The following is a 25,133-nucleotide window of genomic DNA, read 5'->3' on the forward strand; positions in this document are numbered from 1 at the left end:
ACACATCGGCTGCCCTCCAGCTAGCCAAAGGCGCTGCCACGCGGGCGATCCGGCTACTATTGCTGCAATGACAGGGCCGCATAAACGGCCTGAAAGGTTCGTGAATGAAGGCTCTCCCCGTTGAACCGAGCAACGTCCCCGTTGCCATCGGTTCCAGAATCCGTGCCGCCCGCCAATCGCAGCGGCTCACCATCGAGCAGGTTGCCGACGCCACTGGCCTGACCAAAGGGTTCCTGAGCCGCGTGGAGCGTGACCTGACATCGCCGTCGGTCGCTTCCCTCGTGACGCTTTGCCAAGTTCTTTCGGTGTCCATCGGAGACCTTTTCGCCGCACCGGAGACGCACCTGACCCGGCGCGACGACGGGCCGCGGATTTCGCTCGGTGGCCAGGGAATCGTGGAGCGGCTCCTGACTGCTCGATCGGAACGTCGGTTGCAGATCCTGCAGGCCTCCATCGAGCCACGCGGCCGCGGAGAAGCCGAGCTTTACGCCGTCGATTGCGACGTCGATGTCCTTCACGTCGTCAAGGGCCGGATCAAATTGATCCTCACCAACGAGGAGTACGAGCTCGAAGAGGGAGACACGCTGTCCTTCCCGGGCCGTGAGCCGCACACCTGGGTCAATCCGACGGACGAGCCCGTTGAGGTGCTCTGGATCCTGGTGCCGGCAGCCAGTCGCTGACGCTGGCACTGCGCCCCCCGGCGTACGAGGCCGACACGCGGCGTGTAACACGACTGAAACATGCCTGACTTCAGGATTTAACTCTGGGGCCTGTGCTGTTACGTGCCTGAAATGATCGGTGCCGAATGCTGAAACAGGGCGACTGTACGTTCGAGTCAACGCAACTCGTCAAGGTCGGTAACCCGTGAGGTACCAGGACCTGTTCGTTTTAAAAATGGTCTCGCCGTGCGGGCGCCATGGAGCGCCGTATATGCAGGAAGGCTCCCGAAATGAACCCAGTATTCTTCAGCGTAGGGCTGGATGTGAACCCCCAGACCCTCGATCCCGGCGCAACCGCCTGGATGCTTGCAGCTTCCGCCCTCGTCCTTCTCATGACGCCAGGTTTGGCGTTCTTCTACGGTGGCCTGGTCAGGATGAAGTCCGTCCTCAACATCATGATGATGAGTTTCGGGGCCATCGGCGTGGTCGCGGTGGTCTGGGCCCTGTGGGGCTACGGACTCGCGTTCGGCCCGGATACCCTGGGCGGCTTCATCGGAGATCCCTTCGCGAACTTCGGACTCAGCGGACTGGCCAGCGTCATTGGCGGGAAAGCCCCCGGGCTGCCGGACATGGTCTTCATAGGATTCCAAGCCACGTTCGCCATCATCACTGTCGCGCTGATCAGCGGCGCTGTGGCTGAACGTGTCAGGTTTGGCCCATGGCTGCTGTTTGCCGGTCTTTGGGTCACCATCGTCTACGCTCCCATCGCCCACTGGGTCTGGGGTGGCGGGCTCTTCGGATCCACCGGGATCATCGGCAGCAAGATCTCAGCCCTCGACTTTGCCGGCGGCACCGTCGTCCACATGAATGCGGGAATGGCCGGGCTGATGCTGGCAGTCGTGCTTGGCAAACGGCTCGGATTCATGAAAGACCCCAACATCCGGCCGCACAACCTCCCCTTCGTGATGCTCGGGGCAGGCCTGCTGTGGTTCGGCTGGTTTGGATTCAACGCCGGTTCGGAACTGGCCGCTGATGGAATCGCCGCGCTCGCCTGGACAAATACCCTCCTGGCGACAAGCGCAGCGCTCCTCGGCTGGCTGCTTGTCGAAAGGCTCCGCGACGGCCACGCGACGTCGCTCGGCGCCGCATCCGGCGCCGTCGCGGGCTTGGTGGCAGTCACCCCCGCCTGTGGATTCGTGGATCCGATTGGCGCGATCGTCATCGGCGTCATCGCCGGTGCCGTCTGCGCGCTGGCCATCGGGCTGAAGTTCAAGATCGGCCTGGACGATTCCTTGGATGTTGTTGCCGTCCACTTTGTCGGCGGCCTGTGGGGGACCCTGTCCCTCGGATTCTTCGCCGTACCCTCGGCAAAGACTGAAGGCGGTCTTTTCTACGGCGGCGGCCTGACCCAGTTCTGGCCCCAAATATTGACGGCGCTGGTGGTCACCGCGTGGACGGCGATCATGACGACGCTCATCGGGCTGGCCATCCACAAGACTGTGGGCATGCGCGTCAAGGAGCACGAAGAGCTGGCCGGCATCGACATCACGGAGCACGCGGAAACCGCCTACGAGTTGGCCATGGTCGGCGGATCCTTCAATCCCGGAGAACCACAGAACGGCAAAACTCCGTCGGGTTCCAGCGGTGAACCAGAAGCTAGCTCTAACGGGAAAACAGATCGGATGCGCAGCAAGGCGTCGACGTGAAACTCGTGACGGCCATCGTGAGGCCGGAGCGGATCGACGAGGTCCGGGAAGCCCTGGAGCGCTTTGGAGTCAACGGGATGACCGTGAGCCAAGCGAACGGATATGGCCAACAACGGGGCTACGTCGAGGTGTACCGGGGCGCGGAATACGCCTCCGATCTCCTTCCCAAGATCCGGGTGGAGGTCCTGGCCACGGACGAGCTGGTGGACGGAATAGTGGACGCCATCATCTCCGGCGCCAGTACCGGCCAATTCGGGGACGGCAAGATCTGGACCATCGAGGTCTCCCAGGCGGTGCGGGTTCGGACAGGGGAGCGCGGCGCGTCTGCGATCAGCTAGGGCAATCGGCTAGAAAAGACTGTGTGGGTGCCGCTCCATGAGGAGCGGCACCCACACTGCCATGTTCAGCCCACGTGCACCCAGGGCCTGCGCGTGATGTCCGGCTCGGCTTCGCGCAGCACTTCGCGGGTTACCGGGGCGATCTCGCCTTCGCCGAAGAAAAGGAACTTGCTCAGGTTGGCGATCGGGTTGCCTTCGGTCCAGCGGAAATAGATGTGCGGCATAAGCCCCGTGACGTCCCGGATGTGGAGGAGCACCGCGGCCAGAGTGTTGGGCACGTTGTTGCTGTGGATCTCCAGGATCTTGAAGCCGTGCCGGACCTTGCCTTCCACGAAGAGTTCCTGCTCGAAGTCGGAGCTGTCATCCACGATGATCTCGATGAAGATCGCGTCGCTGTCTATCGGCAAGTGGTTGGCCTGCTGGGCATGCTGCAGCTTCAACTGGTACCGGTCGGCACTCAGCCGCTTGGGCTCGTGCGCGATGATCCGGATGGGCCCTTCCTCGTTGGAGGCCGTGAACTCGAGTGCCATTTGGTCCATCTTGATGTGCGTAGCCCGCAGTTCGAAGGACCGGCGTACGCGCGACGCGAAGCTCACCAGGACAATGCCAAGGATGAACAGGGCCGCGATCCTGATGCCGTCCGGGCGTTCCACGACATTGGCCACGGTGGTGTAGGCGAAGACGACCGCCACCGCGCCGAAAGCGAAGGTCTTGGCCTTCTGCTTCTTCCGGCGGGCGGACAGGGTGACGGCGATCGAGGCCGAGGTCATGAGGACCAGGACGCCGGTGGCGTAGGCGCCGCCTTGGGCCTCCACGTTTGCTTCGAAGACCAACGTGATGATGAATCCAACGGCTGTGAAGACCAGGACCAGCGGGCGGACGGCTTTGGTCCACGCGGGGGCCATGCCGAAGCGCGGCAAATAGCGCGGCACGAGGTTCAGCAAGCCGGCCATGGCGGAGGCGCCGGCAAACCACAGGATGGCGATGGTGCTGATGTCATAGACCGTGCCGAAGCCGTCGCCCAGGAACTGGTGCGCGAGGAATGCGAAGGCTCGCCCGTCTGCCTTCCCTCCCGGCTGGAATTCGGCGGCAGGAATCAGGAACGTGGTGATGAAACTCGAGGCCACCAGGAAGGCACTCATGATGAGTGCCGCCGTCGTGAGCAGCTTGTGGGTGCCGCGTATGCGGCCCGCGGGATTTTCCTCCGTGTCGCTCGGGCTGCCCTTGATCTGGGGCATGACCGCGACGCCGGTCTCGAATCCTGAGAGGCCCAGGGCAAGTTTCGGGAAGACCAGGAGCGCTATGCCCACCATGATCAACGGGTTGCCGTGCTGCTGGTTCAGTGCGGCCCACCAGTCGGTCACCACATGCGCCTCGGTCACCACGTGCGCCAAGCCGACCGCGACGACGACGGCGTTCAGCACCAGATAGACGCCCACCAACACCACGGCGACGTTGATGGCCTCCTTGAATCCCCTGAGGAACACCACCCCAAGCCCGGCGATGAGCGCCAGGGTGATGGTGATTTCCTGGCCGTGGAGCCATTCCGGGGCAAAGGGGTTTTCGATGGCGTGCGCGCTCGCGTCGGCGGCCGAGAGGGTCATGGTGATCATGAAGTCCGTGGCGGCGAATCCCAGCAAGGCGAGCACGAAGAGTTTGCCGCCCCAGCGGGGGAGGAGCCGCTCGAGCATCGCAATGGAGCCTTCGCCGCGAGCGCTTTCGGCGGCGACCCGGCGGTAGACCGGCAGCGCGCCGAGCAAAGTGACGGCGACCAGGACGATCGTGGCGAGCGGCGAGACGATACCGGCCGCGAGCGCCGCGATGGCGGGCTGGTAGCCGAGGGTGGAGAAGTAGTCGACGCCGGTGAGGCACATGACTTTCCACCAGGCCTGCGGTGTGTGGTCCTGGTCCGGTTTGCCGTGTGGACCTTGGCGCTTTCCCGAGGTCTCAGGCATTCCGTCGAGCAACCATCGCTTGAATTGCCCCTGTTTGATGTCGAGCGCGGGTTTGCGTCGATCAGAGGGTTCGGCAGGCGGCCTGGTCAGCGTTGTCACATGGGTCCTTTCGCGCAGCCTGGAAGCTGCTCCAGATGGAGCGTACGGGTGGGCCGGGGAACGGATGCCCGTCTTTATGGAATCTTTACGCCGCATGTGAGGCGGGTCACTTCCAGGAAAGACGCATTCAAGCGTTTGGCATGTGAGCGGCATCACGTAGCATATAGAACGTCCTATGTTGGATGTGATCAAAATACGAAAGGGCTACGCATGAATAACCCGCTACTCAGTGACAGGGTCAGGAGGCGGTCGGGATGGAGCCGGGGCAGACTTGCCGTCTCCTTGGCAGCCGCCGCAGTTCTCGTGACCTCAACCGTTTTGCCCGCCTATGCCGCGTTGGATCCGTTCCCGAGTCCCAACGTTCCGTCCAATCCTCCGGGAAACTACGCCGAGCAGGTCCTCGCGTCCAACGGTGACAACGCCATCGATCCCGTCCTGGGCAAGTACTACCGGATCGTCGCGCTCGCGGATGTGGGCGACGGCGTCCTCCTGGCGTCCTACGACGGGCGTCCCGATGGGGGCGATTCTCCCTCTGCCAACTCCATCGTCCAGCGGCGCAGCACCGACGGCGGAAAGACGTGGGGCAGTCCCACCTTCATCGCCCGGGGACAAATGGGCTCAGCCGGCGTCCAGAAATACGGTTTCAGCGACCCCAGCTACGTCGTGGATAAGGTCAGCGGGACGGTATTCAACTTCCACGTCTACTCCAAGAACCAGGGATTCGCGGGCAGCGTCCTCGGCAACGACGATTCCGACCCCAACGTGATCAGCTCGCAAGTGTCCGTCTCCACCGACCGCGGACTCACCTGGTCCACAGATCCGGCCAATCAGCCCACCCTGCCGGTGCCGTCCAGCTATCCGGCGGGTTCGGCCTACGCCGGGTTCGGAGGTCCGCTGGTCACCAGTACCGTCAAGCCAAACGGCAGCACCGTCAACGGCGTCCCCAATGTCGGCGGCGTGGTCAGCATGTTCGCCTCGTCCGGCGAGGGCATTCAGCTCAAGTACGGAGCGCACGCCGGAAGGCTCATCCAGCAATTTGCCGGAACCATCGTCCAGCCTGATGGGAGCCGCCAGATCCAGGCCTACAGCGTCTACTCCGATGACCACGGCAAGACGTGGAACATGGGTACGCCCACGGGTACAGGCATGGATGAGAACAAGACGGTGGAACTCTCCGACGGCCGCGTGATGTTGAACTCGCGGGACAGCACCGGCGCCAATCCGCACTTCCGGAAGGTGGCCTATTCCTCCGACGGCGGTGTCACCTACAGCACCCCGGTTGCCGAGACGCAGCTCCCGGATCCGCGGAACAACGGCTCGATCACGCGGATGTATCCGGACGCGGCTGCGGGATCGGCCGATGCCAAGAAGCTGCTGTTCTCCAACTCGCCCACACCCACCGCGGGCGGCGCACGCGTGGACGGCACTGTCCGCTACTCCGCCGACGACGGCAAGACATGGGGCTCCTCGCGCGTCTTCAAGCCCGGAAGCATGTCCTACTCCACCTTGAGCGCCCTGTCGGACGGTACTTTCGGCGTCCTGTACGAAGGCGACAACAACACCATCACTTTCGGGAAATTCGACACAGCCTGGCTTAACCCGGTTGCCGCCGTCGTTGTCCCCGGCGCCGCCACGGTCACGAACGGTGGGAGCACCCAGCTCAGTGTGACCGTCACCAACAAGGACAGTTCGCCGCTTCCCGCTTCGACCGTCAGCCTCGACGCCCTGCAGGATTGGACGTCGACGACGGCGCAGCTCGCCTCCCTCGATCCGGGCGCCTCGGCGACTGTCCAGCTGACTGTCACGGCGCCGTCGTACGCTAAGGCGGGTGCGGTTCCCCTGACAGCGAGGCTGAACGTCGGCGGGTCATCGATTACCGCACCCGTGTCCGTGACGGTTGCGGGTGGTTCCGCCAGCAACGTGGTGGGCGCCTACATTTTCGGCGCCCGTAACGACGCCGGAAGGGACCTGGCAACCAAGCCGTACGCCGTCGGTAGCACGGTGCCCTACAAGTTCCGGGTGTACAGCACGGGCAATGTGACGGAATCCGTTGTCCCGCAGTCCGGCAACTTCCAGCCGTTCCTGCCGCCGGGTTCGGGCAACTGCCGGTTCACCGCCCTTGGAGTGTGGGGCAATTACCTCTGCGGCACACCGCAGCACACCGTAACGGCAGATGAAGTGGCCCAGGGATTCTTCGTTCCCAGCACCATCTGGCAGGTAACGGGGAGTGGGGCTGCCACCCAGAACTACACGGTCACGGGTGACGAGGTGGACCTGCTGGTCCGCAATCCCCAGTTGAGCGGATCGGTGGTGTCCACGTTCAACGATGTGGACGGGGACGGGTTTGCCGGTCCGGGCGATACGGTGACCTTTGCCTACTCCGTGACCAACAGCGGCAATGTGGCGTTGACGGACCTTTCGGCTTCGGCCATTGGATTGTCCAAGCCAACCCTTGCCGTGGGCGAGTCGGTCAACCTCATATCCACCTACACTCTGACCGACGCCGACATCGCGGCCAAGCAGCTCCCGGCGACGACCATCCCGGTCACCGGGAACAACGGCACCAAGGTTGCGTCCCTTCAATTGACCAGGCAAGCGCTCGCGCTGAAGATCAAGCCGGCAATGCCCGGCTCGGAGCCTGCCTTGGCTGCCCAGGATCTCATCGGCACGAATCCGCCGCTGGACCTGGGGCTCGGCGCGGATAGATACCGCACCGGACAGACCGTGACGGTCCACAACGTGGAGTACGGCCAGTGGTACTACGTCTACCTGAACAAGCGCAGCTACCGTCTGGGCTGGTTCTTCCCGACCCAGCAAAACACCCTTTCCTTCGTGCTGCCGGGCGATGTGAAAAACGGCATGGACAGCCTCGTTGTTCTGGATGCGCAAGGCCATCAAGTGTCATTCGGAGATTTCCAGGTGACGCCTTTCGGGAGTAAGTAACCCGGGAGGGGACGTGATGTGACAGGCTGGGCCGGGCTACGGGGGGAGCCCGGCCCGGTCTTGTTGTGGGGAGTGTGGCGGTTTTTGTTGATGTAAACAAGTGATGCATATAAGGCAACTTTGAGTGTATGATTGGTGTCACAGTCACTGTCCGATCCACCTATTCACAAAGGAGTGGCGCATTTTGGAAGAGCTTCGTATTGAGGCCAACGGCAACCTCGGCCCCATTGATTCGGCCCGAATCCCGCGCTATGCCGGTGCTGCCACCTATGCCCGCTTGCCGCGCCTGGACCAGGTTTCCAAGGCCGACGTCACGGTGGTCGGCGTCCCCTTCGACTCCGGCGTTTCCTACCGCCCCGGAGCCCGCTTCGGCGCCAACCATGTGCGCGAAGCCAGCCGTTTGCTGCGCCCGTACAACCCGGCTTGGGACGTCAGCCCGTTCGAGAACATCCAGGTTGCCGACGCCGGCGATATGGCAGTGAACCCGTTCAACATCAACGAGGCCATCGAGACCATCCAGCAGAACGCACTGGACCTGACCGCCAACGGAAGCAAGCTCGTGACGCTTGGTGGCGACCACACCATCGCCCTTCCCCTGCTCCGCGCCGCCGCCGAACGGGCGGGCGAGCCCGTTGCCATGCTGCACTTCGACGCCCACCTCGACACCTGGGACACCTACTTCGGCGCCGAATACACGCACGGCACCCCGTTCCGCCGCGCCGTCGAAGAAGGCATCCTGGACACCGAAGCCATCAGCCACGTCGGTACCCGCGGCCCGCTTTACGGCAAGAAGGACCTCGACGACGACCACCGCTTCGGCTTCGGCATCGTCACCTCGGCGGACGTCTACTACCAGGGCGTCCTCGAAACCGTGGCCAAGATCCGGGACCGCATCGGCAACCGTCCGCTGTACATTTCCGTGGACATCGACGTCCTGGATCCGGCCCACGCTCCGGGTACCGGTACGCCTGAAGCCGGCGGCATCACCAGCCGCGAGCTCCTCGAAATCATCCGCGGTTTCCGTGGCATGAACCTCGTGGGCGCAGACATCGTCGAGGTCGCTCCGGCCTATGACCACGCTGAAATCACGGGCGTCGCGGCCAGCCACGTTGCCTACGAGCTCGTCACCCTCATGGCTGACAACGCCGTCGAGGGCAACCGCCATGGCGCCCCGAACGGCTATGCCGCCCAGGCCCTTGGGCAGGAATCCCGGCGCCCGGCCGGTTTCGCCGCGGCGGTCACGAAGTGACGGACCAGCGCAACGGCGGGGACCTCGTCGTCGAGACTCTCGAGGCGCTCGGCGCGAAGACGGTCTTCGGCATCCCCGGCCAGCACGCCCTGGGCCTGTTCGACGCGATGGGCCGCGGCAATCTGCATTTCGTGTCCTCCCGCGTGGAGAACAACTCCGCTTTCGCCGCGGACGGGTATTCCCGCGCCACGGGCGAGGTCGGGGTGCTGTTCCTGTCCACCGGTCCGGGCGCGTTGACGTCCCTGGCCGGCTTGCAGGAAGCGTATGCGAGCGGCGTGCCGATGGTGGTCGTGGCGAGCCAGATCCCCTTGGAGGGTTTGGGTGCGCGCCGGAAAGGCATGCTCCATCAGCTCGATGACCAGAAAGCCTCGGCCGCGAACGTCACCAAGAGCCAGCGCCTCATCCAGCACGCTTCCGGGATTCCTTCGGCCATCCAGGATGCCTGGACCGAGGCCATTTCCTCCCCGCAGGGTCCGGTGTGGATCGAGATTCCGCAGAACGTGCTTCTGGACCCCATCATGGTCCCTCCGGTAGAGGACGCCCTCGCCGAAGCCGCCGACAACCCGCCGCGCGTGGAGCTGATTCGCGAAGCCGTCAAGTGGCTCTCGACGGCGGAGCGGCCGGCCATCATCGCCGGCGGCGGCACGCGCCGTGGCCGGGCCGAGAAGTCGCTCCTATCGATCGCCGAGAAACTCCGGGCCCCGGTGATTTGCACGCCCGGTGGCAACGGAGCGTTCCCGTGGACCCACGAGCTGTCCCTGCAGTCCTGGATCGAAGACCGCCACATGACCGATGTCCTCGAGGATGCCGACGTGCTGATCGTCATTGGTTCCTCCCTAGGCGAGGTGACGTCCAACTACTTCACCTTCGAACCTCGCGGTCGCATCATCCAGATCGACGCCGAACCCCGGGTCCTCGAGTCCAACCGGCCCGGCCTGGGCATCCGCGCCGACGCCGGCCAGGCCCTTGCCGCGCTCGACTCTGCCTTGGATGAGGCCTTGTCTGCGACAGCGACGGTACCGGACTGGCACGGCACCACGCCCGAGGACCTCGTCAAGGAGTCCCTCGCCAAGGTCAAGGCTCGCCTTGAAGAGCAGGACCTCGGCAAGGAACTGAAGTTCATGGCCGATATCCGCGAGGCCGTTCCGGCGGACATGCAGACCTTCTGGGATATGACCATCTCCGCGTACTGGGGATGGAGCTGCTGGGATTCCCGCGAGGGCCAGTTCCACTCGGCCCAGGGCGCCGGCGGCCTCGGCTACGGTTTCCCGGCGGCCATTGGCGGTGCCGTGGGACTGGAAACCGTGGGCAAGCCCGGCCGCGTACTTGCGGTCTCCGGCGATGGCTCCTCCATGTACTCGATCTCCGAGCTGGCCACCGCCAAGCAGCACAACGTCCCGGTCACGTGGCTGATCGTGGACGACGGCGGCTACGGCATCCTGCGCGAATACATGGTGGGTGCCTTCGGCAAGGCCACGGCAACCGAGCTCGCCCGGCCGGACTTCGTCAAGCTCGCCGAGGCCTTCGGTGTCCCGGCCCGCAGGGTGGACCCGGGCGACGTCCGGGACGCGCTCAAGGAAAGTTTTGCCGCGGACGGCCCCAACGTCGTCGTGGTTGAAACCCTCCTGAAGATGTTCGGCCCCACGCACTTGGGCGACTGACACTCCAGACGCTTCACACCCCAGCGCGAGCTGGCAGATAATGACCCTTTCTTCGAAAGATGAGGGCATTACCTGCCAGCTCGCGCTTGGTGTTTAACGCACCTCACATTTCGTTAGTTTCCCAAAGCAATCATTTGGGCGTATAGTTGCTTTAGGCAAACAAAAGTGAGGTGTCGTCCATGGCTGTCGCATCCAGCACAGCAACCGAACTCGTCCATCAGATTTTCGATCTGCAGCGGGTACTGCGTTGCATCGTGACCGCGAACATCGCGAAAGATGCCGACGTCGGGTTCGCCCTGCAGGGCGTCATGCGCTTCATCGGCGAGGGGGAGTCCCGGGCCACGAAGCTTGCCTCCCGGCTCGGCGTCAGCCCCCCGGTCCTCAGCAGGCACATCGCCGAACTGGAGGAACTCGGTTTGGTGGTCCGGCGCCCCGATCCCGCTGACGGTCGGGCCCAGCTGGTGGCCTTGTCCGAAACCGGGATTGAGAAGGTCCGGGACTTCGAAGAACAGCGCAGCTCGAACTTGCGGGCCTACCTCGCGGAGTGGAGCGAGGAAGACGCCCTGGAGGCAGGGCAAGTCCTCGAGAAATTGACCACATCACTCAACCACTCAGTCCGGGCAACGGCGGCCGGCTCCCACCACTCGAACCACACAGCTTAGGAGCAGCAGCAATGGCAACCCGAATACAAGAACGTTCGACGGCGGTGCCGGCGTCATCCGCGCCCATGACGCACCGCCAGATCATGGAGGCCTTGACCGGCCTCCTCGCGGCATTCTTCACCGCTATCCTGAGCAGCACCATCGTGGCCAACGCGCTGCCGACCATCATGTCCGATCTCCACGGCACCCAGACGGACTTCGCGTGGGTCATCACGGCCGCGCTGCTGGCCAACGCCGCCACCACGCCCATCTGGGGCAAGCTCGCCGACCTCTTCGACAAGAAGCTCCTGGTCCAGCTGAGCATCGTGGTCTTCGTGGCCGGCTCGGTCATGGCCGGCTTCTCCATGAGCATCCCCTTCCTGCTGACCGCCCGCGTCATCCAGGGCGTCGCCTTGGGCGGCCTCACCGCACTGGCACAAGCTATCATCGGCACCATGATTCCGCCGCGCGACCGTGGCAAGTACTCCGGCTACATGGGCGCAGTCATGGCGGTCGGTACCGCAGGCGGCCCGCTCCTCGGCGGCTTCATCGTTGACAGCCCGCTCGGCTGGCGCTGGACGTTCTTCGTCTGCGTGCCGCTCGCCGTCGTCGCGCTCATCCTGCTCCAGGTGACCCTCAAGATCCAGCACATCAAGCGCCCGGCCAAGATCGACTGGCTCGGCTCCATCCTGCTGACATCGGGCGTAAGCCTGCTCCTGATCTGGGTTTCCTTCGCCGGCAACCCGGACTACTACGACTGGATCTCCTGGCAGTCCGCCCTCATGGTAGGCGGCGGCGTGCTTCTGCTGGCCCTGCTGGTGCTGGTCGAATCCAAGGTGGCCCAGCCCATCATCCCGCTGAAGATCATCTCCCAGCGCACCACCGCCTTGGCGATCCTGGCCTCTGTGGCCGTCGGTATCGCGATGTTCAGCTCCTCCACGTTCCTTGGCCAGTACTTCCAAGTAGCCCGCGGCGCCACTCCCACCGAGGCCGGCCTCCTGACACTGCCCATGATTGCGGGCAACCTCTTGGGCTCGGTGGCATCCGGCCAGCTCATCAGCCGCTTCGGCAAGTGGAAGCGCTTCCTCCTGGCGGGCACCGTGTTGCTGGCCGGCGGCCTTGCCTTCACCGGCACCATCGACCACACCACTGAACTGTGGATCACCTGCTGCTACACCGCCATCTTCGGCCTGGGCCTTGGCTTGCTCATGCAGAACCTGGTCCTCGCGGTCCAGAACACCGTCCGCGCCCAGGACATCGGCACGGCCAGCGCCTCCGTCGCATTCTTCCGCTCCGTCGGCGGTGCGATCGGTGTTTCGGTGCTTGGCGCCATCATGGCAACGCACGTCAAGGACCTCGCCACCCAAGGCCTCGCCGCGGCGCATATCCCGGTAAACGGCGGCTCCAGCAACGCGAGCATGGACCTGACGGACTTGCCCGCCCCGATCCGCGACATCATGCGTGCAGCCTACGGCGACGCGACAGCCCAGATCTTCCTCATCTCCGCTGTCATTGCCCTGGTCGCGTTCATCGCCGTGCTGTTCATCAAAGAAGTTCCGCTGCGGAAGACCGTGGATGCATCGCCGGAGAAGGAGCTGTTGGCAAACGCCTCCGGCGAGGCCGGCATGACACTGGACACCTCCGCGCTTCCTGTTGTCGAATCCGCTGAGTTTGCCCAAGCAGGGCTTGCCCAAGCAGCGGACGACGGCGGTACCCCCTTGGGCGCAAGCCGCGCCCGTGCGGCAGCCGAGAAAGAGCACGATGACCTGGACCTGGAGTTTGCCCGGATCCTGACGCAGGAACGTCCTGATCCGGCCGCCGGCCTGCGCGAGGTCCAGGACCAGCTTGCCCGCACCCAACGGCTGCTGGCCGAGCAACAGCTTCAGCTGAGCAGGGCCCAGCGCGAGCTCCAGGTGCGCGTGCATGAACAGCAGGCCACCGCCGTCGAGCAGTCGCGGATCGCCGAGGAGTTGGCCGCGCTGCGGAAGGAACTCAAGCGTGAGCGCCGCCGCCAGGAAAGGGCTGCCTTGCTGCTCCTCGCCGGCGACGCCTCGAGGGCAGGGGAAACCGGGCGGCACGCAGGCTAAGGACCCGGGGGGACGCGGGCCGGGATGCGTGGCGCGAGCCGCTGCAGCGAGTTTGGAAGCGCTGCAGCGGCTCAGCTACGCCGCAAGGATGATATTCGGCTAGCGATATTTCGCTGAGGCAACGGATTTCGTAGAGTTGAGGGACTAATACTGTCAGCGCTTGCTGCTATCCATGTATTTAGTCATTCGCAGTATTTAGTCATTCGCACTCATTCATTCGCGCACTCTCATTAAGGATCCGTGGGCATGCTTGTCACCCTGATACGGCGCTACTCCAAGCCGTATTTGCCGCAGATACTGGCCGTCATCATCTTCCAGCTAGCGTCTACCATTGCCACCCTTTACCTTCCAAGCCTCAACGCAAAAATCATCGATGAAGGGGTATCCCGGGGGGATACCAACTACATCTGGCAAACCGGAGCCCTCATGCTCGCGGTCGCGCTCGGCCAGGTCATCGCGGCCATCGCGGGGGTCTATTTCGGATCCCGCGTTGCCATGGCCATGGGCCGCGACTTGCGCAGGGACGTCTTCCGCAAGGTCAGCAGCTTCTCGGCCAAGGACGTCAACAGCTTCGGCGCACCCACGTTGATCACCCGCGGCACCAATGACGTCCAGCAAGTCCAGATGCTCATGCTGATGGGCCTGAACTTCATGGTTTCCACGCCCATCATGTGTGTTGGCGGCATCATCATGGCCTTGCGCGAGGACCTCAGCCTCTCTTGGCTCGTGTGGGTCTCGGTGCCAGTCCTCGTGGCCGTAGTTGGTTACCTCGTGGTCAGGCTCATGCCGCTCTTCCGTTCCATGCAGAAGAAAATCGACGCCATCAACGGCGTTCTGCGCGAGCAGATCATCGGCATCCGCGTGGTCCGGGCATTCGTTCGTGAACCGTACGAGGCCAAGCGCTTCGGCGACGCCAACAAGGACCTCACCTTGGTTTCGGTCAAGATCGGCAACCTTTTTGTCTTGATGTTCCCGGCCATTGGAATGATCCTGCACCTTTCCACGGCGGCAGTGCTGTGGTTCGGTGGCCAAAGGGTGGACGCCGGCAACATGCAGGTGGGCTCCCTGACTGCCTTCCTGCAGTACCTCCTGCAGATCCTCATGGCCGTCATGATGGGTACCTTCATGGCCATGATGATCCCGCGAGCCTCCGTGTGCGCGGACCGCATCGGCGAGGTCCTCGACGTCGAACCCTCCATCCACGATCCGAAGGCGCCAGTAGCGCCCGCCGAAAAGAAGGGTCGCGTCGAATTCCGCGATGTCACCTTCAAATACCCCGGGGCTGAAGCTCCCGTGTTGAGCAACATTTCCTTCACCGCGGAGCCGGGCCAGACCCTTGCCATCATCGGCTCCACCGGCGCGGGAAAAACCACCTTGGTGTCGCTCCTGCCGCGCCTGTACGACGTCGCGTCCGGCGACGTGTTGCTCGATGGCGTCCCGGTCACCAGCCTGGACCGCGACGAAATAACGAGTCGCGTAGCCACTGTGCCGCAGAAGCCGTACTTGTTCTCCGGAACCATCGAGCACAACCTGCGCTTTGGCAAGACCGACGCTACGGACCAGGAACTCTGGGATGCGCTGGAAACCGCACAGGCCAAGGACTTCGTCATGGAAAAGTCCTCCGGCCTCAATCGTCGCGTGGCCCAGGGCGGCACGAACGTCTCCGGTGGCCAGAGGCAGCGCCTCTGCATCGCCCGGGCCCTGGTGACGCAGCCCAAGGTCTACCTCTTTGACGATTCCTTCTCGGCATTGGACGTGGCCACGGACGCCCGCCTTCGCAGGGCGTTGAAGGAAAAGACGCAGGATGCCACGGTCATCATCGTGGCCCAGCGCGTCTCGACCATTGCGGACGCGGACCAGATCCTGGTCCTGGACAACGGCAGAATCGTTGACCGCGGCACCCATGAAGAACTCCTGGAAACGTCACCCACGTACCAGGAGATCGTCGAATCCCAGCTGAGCGCGGAGGAAGTGGCATGAGCGAACAGAATCAGCAAAAGCGCGGCTGGGCCGCGAAAGCCGAAGCAGCGAAGGCTGCCCGATCAGCACGGGAAGCCAAGGATGACGAAGCAACAGGCGCCGTGGCGGTAGCGGACGACGACGACATCGAGGAAACCGAATACACCCCGGGCGAAGCCGACGGCGGCATGTTCGGCAACCTGCCGGCCAAGAAAGCCAAGGCTTTCGGACCGTCAGCCAAGCGGCTCCTCGGGCTGCTCAAGCCGGAGGCCGCCGGCGTGGTCTTCGTCATCGGCCTCGTGGTGGTCTCGGTCGTCCTGAACGTCATCGCCCCGAAGATCCTCGGCAGCGCCATGGACGTCATCTTCGGCGGCGTCATGGGCAAGCAATTGCCTCCCGGAGTGAGCCAAGCGGCTTTCGCCGAAGGACTCCGCCAGGCGGGCCAGAACAACTTCGCGGACATGGTCTCCAAGATGGAGCTCACCAACGGGATCAACTTCTCCAAGCTCACGTTCCTGATCTCGATCGTGCTGTTGATGTACTTCGTGGCCAACATCTTCCTGTGGGCCCAGGGCTACATCCTGAACAAGATCGTCATGAAGGTCATCAACCGGCTCCGCAACGACGTCCAGGCCAAGCTCAACCGCTTGCCCCTGAACTACTTCGACACCCGCCAGCGCGGCGACATCCTCTCCCGCGTGACCAACGACGTCGACAACGTCCAGCAAGGGCTGCAGCAGGCGTTCGCGCAGCTGGTCAGCTCGGTGCTGACGGTCTTCGGCATCACCATCATGATGTTCATCGTTTCCTGGCAGCTCGCCCTGATCGCGCTTGTTGCCTTGCCGCTCTCCGGCGTCCTTGCCGGCGTGATCGGCTCGCGCAGCCAGAAGCTCTTCGCCGCCCAGTGGAAGAACACCGGCTCGCTCAACGGCCAGATCGAGGAATCGTTCTCCGGCCACGAGCTCGTCAAGGTCTTCGGGCGCGACGCGGACATGCTGGAGCGTTTCGACGAGCGCAACGAAGCCCTGTACAAGGCCTCGTTCGGGGCACAGTTTGTTTCCGGCATCATCTTCCCGGCCATGAACTTCGTCTCCTACCTCAGCTACGTGGGCATCGCCGTCGTCGGTGGTTTGCGGGTTGCTTCCGGTTCCATGAGCCTCGGCGACGCCACGGCGTTCATCCAGTACTCGCGTGAATTCACCCAGCCGCTCGGCCAGATCGCCGGAATGGCCAACATGCTCCAGTCCGGCGTGGCTTCGGCCGAGCGCGTTTTCGAGTTCCTGGATGCCGATGAGGAAACGCCGGAGAACGCGGTCCGTCACTTGCCCCCGCGCACCGACGGCCACGTCGAATTCGAGAACGTGTCCTTCAGCTACGTTGCCGACAAGCCGCTCATCGAGAACCTTTCCCTCAGCGCGGAGCCCGGACACACCGTGGCAATTGTCGGACCCACCGGTGCGGGCAAGACCACCCTGGTCAACCTCGTCATGCGGTTCTACGAGCTCAATTCGGGTCGGATCACCCTGGATGGGGTGGACATCAAGGAGCTGAGCCGTTCCGAGCTTCGCTCCAAGGTGGGAATGGTGCTCCAGGACGCCTGGCTGTTCGGCGGGACCATCTACGACAACATCAAGTACGGCAACCTCGACGCCACCGAGGAACAGATCATGGAGGCGGCCAAGGCCACGTACGTGGACCGCTTCGTGCGCGCCCTGCCGGATGGCTACCAGACCATCATCGACGAGGAAGGCAACAACGTCAGCGCGGGCGAGAAGCAGCTCATCACCATCGCGCGGGCCTTCGTTTCCGATCCCTCGCTCTTGATCCTGGACGAGGCCACGAGCTCCGTTGACACCCGTACCGAGCTGCTGTTGCAGAAGGCCATGGCTGCCCTCCGCACGGACCGCACCAGCTTTGTCATCGCGCACCGTTTGTCCACCATCCGCGACGCCGACACCATCCTCGTGATGGAAAACGGCAGCATCGTGGAGCAGGGCAACCACAACCAACTGCTCGCATCGCAGGGCGCGTACTACCGCCTGTACATGTCGCAGTTTGCTGGTGAGGATGCCGGGGAAGCCGTTGTGGATGATTCGACGGCGGTGCACAGCTGAGCCAGCGAATTACGGTCCAAGTGCCGATGCGTTGGGGAGACATGGACGCGTACGGGCACATCAACAACGTCCAGATCGTGCGCATGCTCGAGGAGGCCCGCATCGCGGCTTTCGGTCCGCCCCGCGGTGCCGGACTCCCCGGCGTGGAAGCGCCGGTCTCCGTTTTTGACTCTGTTGAAGACGGGGTCATGACCCTTGTGGTGGAGCACAAGGTCCGGTACGTCCGGACCTTGGAATACCGGAACATACCGGCCGTTGTCGAGATCTGGGTGGGCGCCGTGAAGGGGGCAAGTTTTGACCTCCATTACGTCATCAAGGATCCCGTGACCGGCCAGGACTGCGTCAACGCCAGTACCCATCTGGCGTTCGTCGATGAGTCCACGGGCCGTGTCCGCAGGCTCACTCCCGAGCAGAAGGAGCAGCTGGAGCCCTATCGGGCCTAGCTGAAGGGATAAGGCAGCGCCCTGTGCATCCCGGTGGCCGTAGAGTTTCCCCATGAAACTCGAGATCGTCGCCGTCGGTGCCCAGGGCGCTGCCGTTGCCGCTGAAGAAGGCGCGGATCGGATCGAACTTTGCAGCGCCTTGGAGCTCGGGGGACTGACCCCGAGCCAAGGGCTCATGGAAGCCGCGCAGGAAGCGGCCGACGGACGGCTGGAGATCCACCCGCTGATCCGCAGCCGGCCGGGAGATTTCCTGTACTCCGCCGCCGATGTGGACACGATGGACCGCGAGATCCGGTTCCTGCTCACCCAAGGGGCTCACGGCGTGGTGATCGGAGTCCTCACTGCAGGCGGTGATATCGACGTCCGGGCCACCCGAAAGCTCGCCGACACGGCCTTGGAGACCAACCCCGACGCCCAACTGACCTTCCACCGGGCCATCGACCAAACCCCGGACCCGGCGGCCGCCGTCGAGCAGCTCGTGGAACTTGGGTTCACCCGGGTGCTCAGCTCCGGCGGCGCCGCGACGGTGGGGGCGGGGATCGGGACCCTCAAGCGCATGGTCCAGCGGGCAGCGGGGCGGCTTGAGGTCATGGCAGGCGGTGGACTCGCCCTGGACGATATCCCCGCACTGCATGCCGCGGGACTAAGCGCGGTCCATTTGTCAGCCAAGGCCACGGTTTCCACGTGGAAGAACCGTGGGGACTCCGTCGGTACGCCCGGCGATTCGGACCCGACGGCGTACATGGTCACCGACCGGGACCTGGTGAGGGCCGCCCGCGCCGCCTCCCGGTGACATGCCCAACTGACTCGCATTTGTTGTCGTTTTGACGGCTCATAACGACATTAAGTGCGAGTCAGTTGGGTGGGTCCCTTTACACGGCGGCGACTTGGGTCAAGGATAGGTGAAGCATTGCGATCGAAAATAGCCTCCAGGAGTCATAAAGATGCAAAACCTGAGCTTCTCCACTATCACCCTGAACATGGCGGAGTTGGGCCCGAATAGCCCGTTGCCTGTGGTCATGGCTGAACTGGACCAGCCATACAGAATCGGCGACGGCGTCCCGGAGGAACTGCAGGCCGCGGCACGCTACGGGCAAGTGCCGAACATGTTCCCGTACTTGATGCAGGACGGCTACTCGCGCGAGCGGACCGCCCACGACCTCCCCGCCGTCGTGCTTGAGAACAGCAAACTGCGTGCCGTTGTCCTCCCCACCTTGGGCGGCCGGCTGTGGGAGCTCTTCGACAAGGCGTCGGGCAAACAACTCCTCCACACCCACGGGACCCTGCAGTTCGCCAACATCGCGCTGCGCAAGGCCTGGTTCGCCGGCGGGCTCGAATGGAACATCGGCACCCGCGGTCACTCGCCCACCACCTGCGATCCGCTGCACACGGCCATCGTCAAGACTCCCGAAGGCCACGACGTCCTGCGTATGTGGGAGTTCGAACGCCTCCGGGAGGTGGTTTTCCAAGTGGACATGTGGCTTCCGGAGGACTCGGACGTCCTCCTGACTGCGGTCCGGATCAGGAACCCCCAGGACCACGAGGTCCCCATGTACTGGTGGAGTAATGCCGCTGTTCCCGAGACGGCTGAAACGCGCGTGATCGCTCCAGCCACGGAGGCCTTCGGCAGCGATTACACCACCGACATCGCCCGTGTCCGGCCCACGGAACACCAAGGCGCGGATGCCACCTGGCTGGTCAACAGCCCGCACGCGGCGGATTTCTTCTTCGACATCCAGCCGGGGCACCGGCATTGGATCGCCGCTGTAGACCACGACGGCGACGGCCTGGCCATGCTGTCCACAAGCCTCCTGCGCGGGAAGAAATTGTTTGTCTGGGGCCAGGGCGACGGCGGGAAGCGCTGGCAGGAATGGCTCAGTCCCGGGGCCGGCCCCTACGCGGAGATCCAGGCCGGGCTCGCACAGACCCAGTTCGAGCATCTGGCCATGCCTGCCGGCGCCGAGTGGAGTTGGGTGGAGGCCTACGGCAACGCGAAGCTGGATCCGGCGACCTCCCACGGCCGGGATTGGGACGCTGCGGTGACCCATGCCAGCGCCCGGCTTGAAGACCTCGTCCCGGACGCGGAGCTCGAAGTCGCCCTCGCCGAAGCCGCGCGGAACTATGCGCTGCCTCCGGACGAGATGCTGGTGCGCGGCAGCGCTTGGGGTGCTTTGGAGAGTGCCCGACGGCGACACTCAGGCCGCGGGTGGCTGGACGAAAGCGGCACTCCCTTCGCCGACGATGCAACCCCTGACGCCATCGAGGAAACAGGCCCGTGGCACAGCCTGCTGGATGGGGCGAGTTTCCTGGGCGCTGAGACCTTCGTGGCAGGAGCAGATTGGGAAGAACTGCTGGCAAAGGATGGCGGAGCGGAGGCGCAATTTCATCTGGCCACGATGAAGCACGCCCGCCAGGATCTTGGCGGTGCGATCGCGGGATACGGCACCGCGCTGATCGCCGACGGCCTCTCACCCCGTTCCAGGGTCCTCGCCACAAGGGGCCACGCCCTCGCGCTGTTTGCCAGCAACAAGATTGACGAAGGCTTGGCTGAGCTTGCCGCAGCGAGCCGCTTGGAGCCCTCCAACCTCCCCTTGCTCAGCGAAGCCATGACCCTCAGCATCCGGCATGGGAACCCCGCGCAAGCACTTGCCTTGGCGAGCGAGGCACCTGGCGGAATGTCCGACGTCGGGCGCGTCCGTTTCCTGACGGCGCTCGCCCTCGCGGGCGTCGGCAAAGGCCAGGAGGCGGCAGCGATGCTGCGGGACGGCGTCGAGATACCGGACATCCGGGAAGGCGAGGACGGGATCGCCGAGCTGTGGCAGGAAGTGTGCCCGGAGGAGCCGGTGCCAGCCCATTACCGCTTCGGAATGCACTGACCTTCCGGGGTTCACGAGCGCGGGGCGCATGCGGCAGGAGGCAAGATGTGGGACGCATGTGGCAGAACGCGTGAGGCGGGACGCATGTGGCGTGGGTGCCGGCTTTGCTGATGCCAGCACCAAGACAAACCATGTAAGTTGGCATGGTGACTCCCTCCACCAAAACCCCACTGACCCGTGCCCCCGGTATCTCCAAGGAGATCGAAGATGCGGCCTGGTTCGTGCTGGGCCCGGGGCTGCAAGGCAAGGCTTCGGCGCTCGACGCCAGTACCCGCACTTGGACGGTGGACGCCGCCGGCGAGCTCCTGGAGCGCTTGGAACGCGGCGTCGGTGACGCCAAGGCGCCCATGATGACCAACCTGCGCCAAAACCTGGAAGGGGCCTCGCGCGAGGCCAAGTTGCTCGCCGTCGAGCTCCTCTTCCTCCAGTCCCTGCCTCTGGCACACGAGGTCAAATCGCTCAAGGTGAAGCGCGCCCGCGTTGCCGAAGCCGCGTCCTGGCTCGATCCCGAGCTCGAGCTCCCCAAGGAGCTGTACCAGGGGATGACCGATCACGGCGTCATCCGTGACCGCACAGCCGAATTCAACTGGACCATCTGGGACCACCTCACCTGGTTGTGCCGGTTCGTGGCGCACGTCGACGGCCAGTCCAACGCGAGCATCAGCAAGGCCCTCAAGGACCCGCTGAAATTCCATGAACTCGCGGCGGCAACTCCCGAGGACCAGCCGGCCATCCGGCGCAGCATCGAATACTTGGCGTGGCCCAGCTACTTCGAGCCCGTCGTCGCCGACGTTGAACGGCGCGAAATCCGGGACGCCTTCGCTTCGCTCGTGGGCGGCGCGCACGGCGAAACAGAAACCGACATCACCGCGGACGTCCACCGCATCCGGCTGTACCTGGACGAACAGGCCGGCCAGCGCATCGATTGGTACGACCGCCAGCTCGTCAGCCAGTGGCGCAAAGTAGGAGATCCCGGCCGCCGCGCCTGGCTGCTGCGAACGCACCAGGACTCCGCCGAGCTCCTCGCCGCTTGGCGGGACGAGGAAAAGGCAACGCTCGACGTCGAACACCTCCGCGAACTCACCGCCGGCGTGACAGCAGGCCTGGTCCAGCATGCCGTGGACGAGGACTACAAGCACCTTGGCTACGTCGAGCGGGAGGACACCAAGACTGCTGTTTTCGCGTTCCTGACCGTGATGAAACCCGGCGACCTCGCCCTGTTCCAGAATTCCGGAGCCATCAGGATCGGCGTGGTCCTGGGCGAACCGGAACACAACGAGGACAACCGCCGGCTCCGCCGCAAAGTGCGTTGGTTCGATGAGACCCACCCGATCGCCGAAGCCCCGCGGCACGTCCAGCGCCAGCTCTCCACTTCGGGGATCGTCGTGGACGTCACCAGGGTCATCCAGTCCCTGCAGTCCCTCCTGCCTGCCGAAGCCGAGTCCGACGGCGAGGAAACCGCCGCGCCGGACGCCGTCGTCGAGCCCGTGATTGAAGGGTTCCGGCCCCTCACCGAAGAGTTCGCGGCGTCCCTCCACATGGAGCTCGAGCCGCTCACCGAAATCGCCGAACTGCTGGAGGAGAACCGCCAACTGGTGCTCTACGGCCCTCCGGGAACGGGAAAGACCTACCTCGCCAAGCACTTGGCCGCCGAACTCGCCGGAGACAGCACCGACGAGCGCGTGAAGCTGGTGCAGTTCCACCCGTCCTACGCCTACGAGGACTTCTTCGAGGGGTACCGACCGGACAAGACCGACGACGGCCAGGTGTCGTTCAAGCTCGTGGCCGGACCGCTGCGGCGCCTCGCGGAAGAAGCCGCGAAGCCCGGGAACTCCAACAAGCCGTACTTCCTGATCATCGACGAGATGAACCGCGCCAACCTGGCGAAAGTGTTCGGTGAGCTGTACTTCCTGCTGGAATACCGCGACGACCGCATCTACCTCCAGTACAGCCCCAACGAACCGTTCAGCCTTCCGGACAACCTCTACATCATCGGCACCATGAACACGGCCGACCGCTCTATCGCCATGATGGACGCGGCGATCCGCCGCCGCTTCGCGTTCGTGGAATTGCACCCGAAGGTGGAACCGATCCGCGGTTCGCTCCGGCGCTTCCTCACTGCCCGCGGCCTGGACACCCTCAACGCGGACCTGCTTGACGCCCTGAACGACTCCATCGACGACTGGGACCGGGACCTGATGATCGGCCCCTCCTACTTCATGAAGAACGCGGCCCAGAACCCCGCCGGGCTGCGCCGGATCTGGAAGTACGAACTCATGCCGCTCCTGGAGGAGCACTACCACGGTCAGTTGAACCGGGCCCAGCTGGAGGAGCGCTTCGGTCTGGACCAGTTGTTGGGTCGACTTGCGGTCCGCTAAGACCGCGCCACCGCGTCCGGCCCGCGCCCCGGGTATCGGAAAGCCTGCGGTCCGCACTTCCACGAAGGCTCCGGCTGTGCGGCACATCGTCATGGACGAGCTCTCCGGTGGCATCGTGGAAAAGCTTGATCCGGACGCCGCGGCCCTCCTCAACTCAAGCGGGCTCGCGAAGGCCTCACCCATGGGGATGGGCCTCTACCGCGTCGAGCCTGTGGGCAAGGTCGGGTCGGTGCGGACGCCGACAGTCCAGTTCGAGGTACGGCCCAAGGACCGCCTGGGCTTGAACCGGCTGCTGTTCCTCCTCAGCTACGCCGGGGACCAGGGGTTCCGCGAGGACTCCGTGGCCGCCGTCGAGCACAAGGACTTGTGGAGCGCCCTGGCCGAATCCCTCGCCCAACTGGCGGAGCGGGCCCTCAGCCGTGGTCCGCTGCAGGGGTATCTCACCGTGGACGAGTCCCTCCGGACGGTCAAGGGCCGCATCCGGATCTCGGACCAGATCTCACGCCGCCCCGGGATGCTGGTTCCGCTGGAAGTCTCCTATGACGAATTCACCGAGGACATTGCCGAGAACCGCATCCTGCGTGCCGCGCTCGAGCGGATGGGCAAGGTTCCCGGTGTACGGCAAAACGTCCTGAGCCGCTTGCGGCAGCTCAAAGGAAAGCTCGACGCCGTCACTCGGCTGCAGTCCGGAGCGCCCCTCCCGCGGTGGCAGGCCAACCGGATGAACCTCCGCTACCATCCCGTCCTCCGCCTGGCCGAGCTCATCCTGCGGAATGCCTCTGCCGAAGCGGGCGAAGGGAAGCAGCAGACCGCCTCGTTTGTAGTGGACATGTCCACTGTGTTTGAGGAATTCGTGGGTGTGGCTTTGCGGGCGGCCATGCGGGCGCATCCGGGTGAAATGCGGCTCCAATACGGCGCCACCCTCAACGAAGCTGTGCGGGATTCGGACCGGCTCACCGTGCGCCCCGACGCCGTGCATTTCCTGGGTGGCCGGCCCGTGGTGGTGTACGACTCCAAATACGCCTCTGCCACGGATTCCGGGGCATCGCTCAACGCGGACCACTATCAACTCCTGGCCTACTGCACCGCGCTGCAAGTTCCCACGGCGTGGCTTGTCTACGCGGGCAAGGGAGAGATGAAGTTGCGTCGGATCCTCAACACGGACATCGACATTGTGGAGTACCCACTGGACTTGTCGCGGCCACCGGCGGAGATTCTTGCCGCCGTCACGGACCTGGCCCAGCAGTCGTGGGGAGAAGTGGTGCGCCAGGCGCGCCTGTGACGCTCCGAGGCGGTGGGGATCTGTTCCGTCAGTGCCGGAGTCGGACTAGCCTGAGAAAGCAGTCATTCCCTAGATGGAGGCATCATGCACGGCAAGAAAAAGAAGAAGTCCTGGAAGGACATGACCCCTGGGCAACGGGTAGGCATGCTCGTGGTGGGCGCGGGACAGTTGGCGCTGCTCGTCGCGGCACAACGCAGCATTTCCAAGACCCCCGCGGCCCAGATCAGGGGAAACAAAGCCGTATGGCGGGCCGCAAGCTTCATCAATTTCTTCGGGCCGCTGAGCTACTTCCTGTTCGGCCGCCGTCGAGGAACCGCGTGAGCTGATTTTCCAAAGCCGAACGGTCCCGGAGCTCGCATTCCCACACCGTGAGAACCTCCCATCCTGAGGCTCTCAGCAGTTCGCGCTGTCCGGCGTCGCGCTCCCGGGTGCGATTGCGCTTGGCTGCCCAGAAATCCGCGTTGCCGCTCGGTGCATGCTGGCCTGCCTTGCAATCGTGGAAATGCCAGAAGCACCCGTTCACGAAAATCACCTTGCGCCGGCCGGCGAACACGAGGTCCGGGCTGCCGGGCAACTTCCCGCCCGCGGCCCGGCCATGAAGCCGATACCGATAACCCTTGGCATGCAGGAGCCGACGGACCAAGAGCTCGGGCTTGGTGTTCTTGCCCCGGATCTTGGACATGTTCAGGCTGCGTTGCTCAGGCGTCAGCAGGTCGCGGCTCTCGCCCATATCCTCAGTCTAC

Annotated in this window: 18 protein-coding genes; 16 read left to right on the forward strand and 2 right to left on the reverse strand. The window is 64.2% G+C overall.

Annotated elements, in window-relative coordinates; translation table 11 throughout:
- Positions 1 to 104: 104 nt before the first annotated feature.
- The 3 genes from LFT47_RS05000 to LFT47_RS05010 all read left to right on the forward strand — a co-directional run bounded on the left by LFT47_RS05000 (position 105) and on the right by LFT47_RS05010 (position 2,703).
- Positions 105 to 680 (forward strand): helix-turn-helix domain-containing protein, encoded by a 576-nt coding sequence (locus LFT47_RS05000; RefSeq protein WP_059388136.1) that lies wholly within the window; start codon positions 105 to 107, stop codon positions 678 to 680.
- A gap of 269 nt (positions 681 to 949) precedes the next feature.
- Positions 950 to 2,365 carry an ammonium transporter gene (locus LFT47_RS05005; RefSeq protein WP_236815871.1) on the forward strand — a complete coding sequence of 472 codons (1,416 nt, stop codon included), beginning with the start codon at positions 950 to 952 and terminating at the stop codon, positions 2,363 to 2,365.
- Positions 2,362 to 2,703 carry a P-II family nitrogen regulator gene (locus LFT47_RS05010; RefSeq protein ID WP_236815872.1) on the forward strand — a complete coding sequence of 114 codons (342 nt, stop codon included), beginning with the start codon at positions 2,362 to 2,364 and terminating at the stop codon, positions 2,701 to 2,703. Before LFT47_RS05005 ends, LFT47_RS05010 begins: the two co-directional genes overlap by 4 nt.
- A gap of 65 nt (positions 2,704 to 2,768) precedes the next feature.
- Here LFT47_RS05010 and LFT47_RS05015 read toward each other — a convergent pair whose 3' ends face one another.
- Positions 2,769 to 4,757, reverse strand: a complete 1,989-nt coding sequence (locus LFT47_RS05015) for an amino acid transporter (protein ID WP_236815873.1) — start codon at positions 4,755 to 4,757, stop codon at positions 2,769 to 2,771.
- 282 nt (positions 4,758 to 5,039) lie between these two features.
- On the opposite strand from LFT47_RS05015, the gene LFT47_RS05020 reads away from it, so the two are divergent.
- From LFT47_RS05020 to LFT47_RS05080, 13 genes are all read left to right on the forward strand, one after another.
- Complete coding sequence (locus LFT47_RS05020; RefSeq protein WP_236815874.1) at positions 5,040 to 7,700, forward strand: exo-alpha-sialidase; 2,661 nt, start codon at positions 5,040 to 5,042, stop codon at positions 7,698 to 7,700.
- A 184-nt stretch (positions 7,701 to 7,884) separates the two neighbouring features.
- Positions 7,885 to 8,949, forward strand: coding sequence for an agmatinase (gene speB, locus LFT47_RS05025; RefSeq protein WP_236815875.1), 1,065 nt, complete (start codon positions 7,885 to 7,887; stop codon positions 8,947 to 8,949).
- Positions 8,946 to 10,610 (forward strand): thiamine pyrophosphate-binding protein, encoded by a 1,665-nt coding sequence (locus tag LFT47_RS05030; RefSeq protein WP_236815876.1) that lies wholly within the window; start codon positions 8,946 to 8,948, stop codon positions 10,608 to 10,610. Before speB ends, LFT47_RS05030 begins: the two co-directional genes overlap by 4 nt.
- Before the next feature lie 179 nt (positions 10,611 to 10,789).
- A complete protein-coding gene (locus LFT47_RS05035; RefSeq protein WP_236815877.1) occupies positions 10,790 to 11,272 on the forward strand; it encodes a MarR family winged helix-turn-helix transcriptional regulator in 483 nt (160 codons plus the stop codon).
- Between the two features lie 11 nt (positions 11,273 to 11,283).
- Entirely contained in the window at positions 11,284 to 13,338 is a 2,055-nt protein-coding gene (locus LFT47_RS05040; RefSeq protein WP_236815878.1) for an MFS transporter, read from the forward strand.
- Positions 13,339 to 13,584: 246 nt separating this feature from the next.
- Complete coding sequence (locus tag LFT47_RS05045) at positions 13,585 to 15,318, forward strand: ABC transporter ATP-binding protein (RefSeq protein WP_236815879.1); 1,734 nt, start codon at positions 13,585 to 13,587, stop codon at positions 15,316 to 15,318.
- Positions 15,315 to 17,411: an ABC transporter ATP-binding protein gene (locus LFT47_RS05050; protein WP_272909612.1), complete on the forward strand. Its 2,097-nt coding sequence runs from the start codon at positions 15,315 to 15,317 to the stop codon at positions 17,409 to 17,411. Before LFT47_RS05045 ends, LFT47_RS05050 begins: the two co-directional genes overlap by 4 nt.
- A gap of 26 nt (positions 17,412 to 17,437) precedes the next feature.
- Positions 17,438 to 17,854, forward strand: a complete 417-nt coding sequence (locus LFT47_RS05055) for an acyl-CoA thioesterase (protein WP_236815881.1) — start codon at positions 17,438 to 17,440, stop codon at positions 17,852 to 17,854.
- 52 nt (positions 17,855 to 17,906) lie between these two features.
- Entirely contained in the window at positions 17,907 to 18,647 is a 741-nt protein-coding gene (locus tag LFT47_RS05060; protein WP_236815882.1) for a copper homeostasis protein CutC, read from the forward strand.
- A gap of 151 nt (positions 18,648 to 18,798) precedes the next feature.
- Positions 18,799 to 20,730 carry a DUF5107 domain-containing protein gene (locus tag LFT47_RS05065; RefSeq protein ID WP_236815883.1) on the forward strand — a complete coding sequence of 644 codons (1,932 nt, stop codon included), beginning with the start codon at positions 18,799 to 18,801 and terminating at the stop codon, positions 20,728 to 20,730.
- Positions 20,731 to 20,873: 143 nt separating this feature from the next.
- The gene (locus tag LFT47_RS05070) at positions 20,874 to 23,108 is read left to right on the forward strand and encodes an McrB family protein (protein WP_236815884.1); all 2,235 of its coding nucleotides are present in this window, start codon (positions 20,874 to 20,876) and stop codon (positions 23,106 to 23,108) included.
- A 91-nt stretch (positions 23,109 to 23,199) separates the two neighbouring features.
- The gene (locus LFT47_RS05075; protein ID WP_236818368.1) at positions 23,200 to 24,390 is read left to right on the forward strand and encodes an McrC family protein; all 1,191 of its coding nucleotides are present in this window, start codon (positions 23,200 to 23,202) and stop codon (positions 24,388 to 24,390) included.
- 84 nt (positions 24,391 to 24,474) lie between these two features.
- A complete protein-coding gene (locus LFT47_RS05080; protein WP_236815885.1) occupies positions 24,475 to 24,711 on the forward strand; it encodes a PLDc N-terminal domain-containing protein in 237 nt (78 codons plus the stop codon).
- Here the strand turns inward: LFT47_RS05080 and LFT47_RS05085 are convergent.
- On the reverse strand, positions 24,653 to 25,120 hold the full coding sequence (locus tag LFT47_RS05085) for a very short patch repair endonuclease (RefSeq protein ID WP_236815886.1): 468 nt from the start codon (positions 25,118 to 25,120) through the stop codon (positions 24,653 to 24,655). The genes LFT47_RS05080 and LFT47_RS05085 overlap by 59 nt on opposite strands.
- Between the last annotated feature and the right edge of the window lie 13 nt (positions 25,121 to 25,133).

It is taken from the genome of Arthrobacter sp. FW306-2-2C-D06B, assembly GCF_021789175.1.
Lineage (GTDB): Bacteria > Actinomycetota > Actinomycetes > Actinomycetales > Micrococcaceae > Arthrobacter.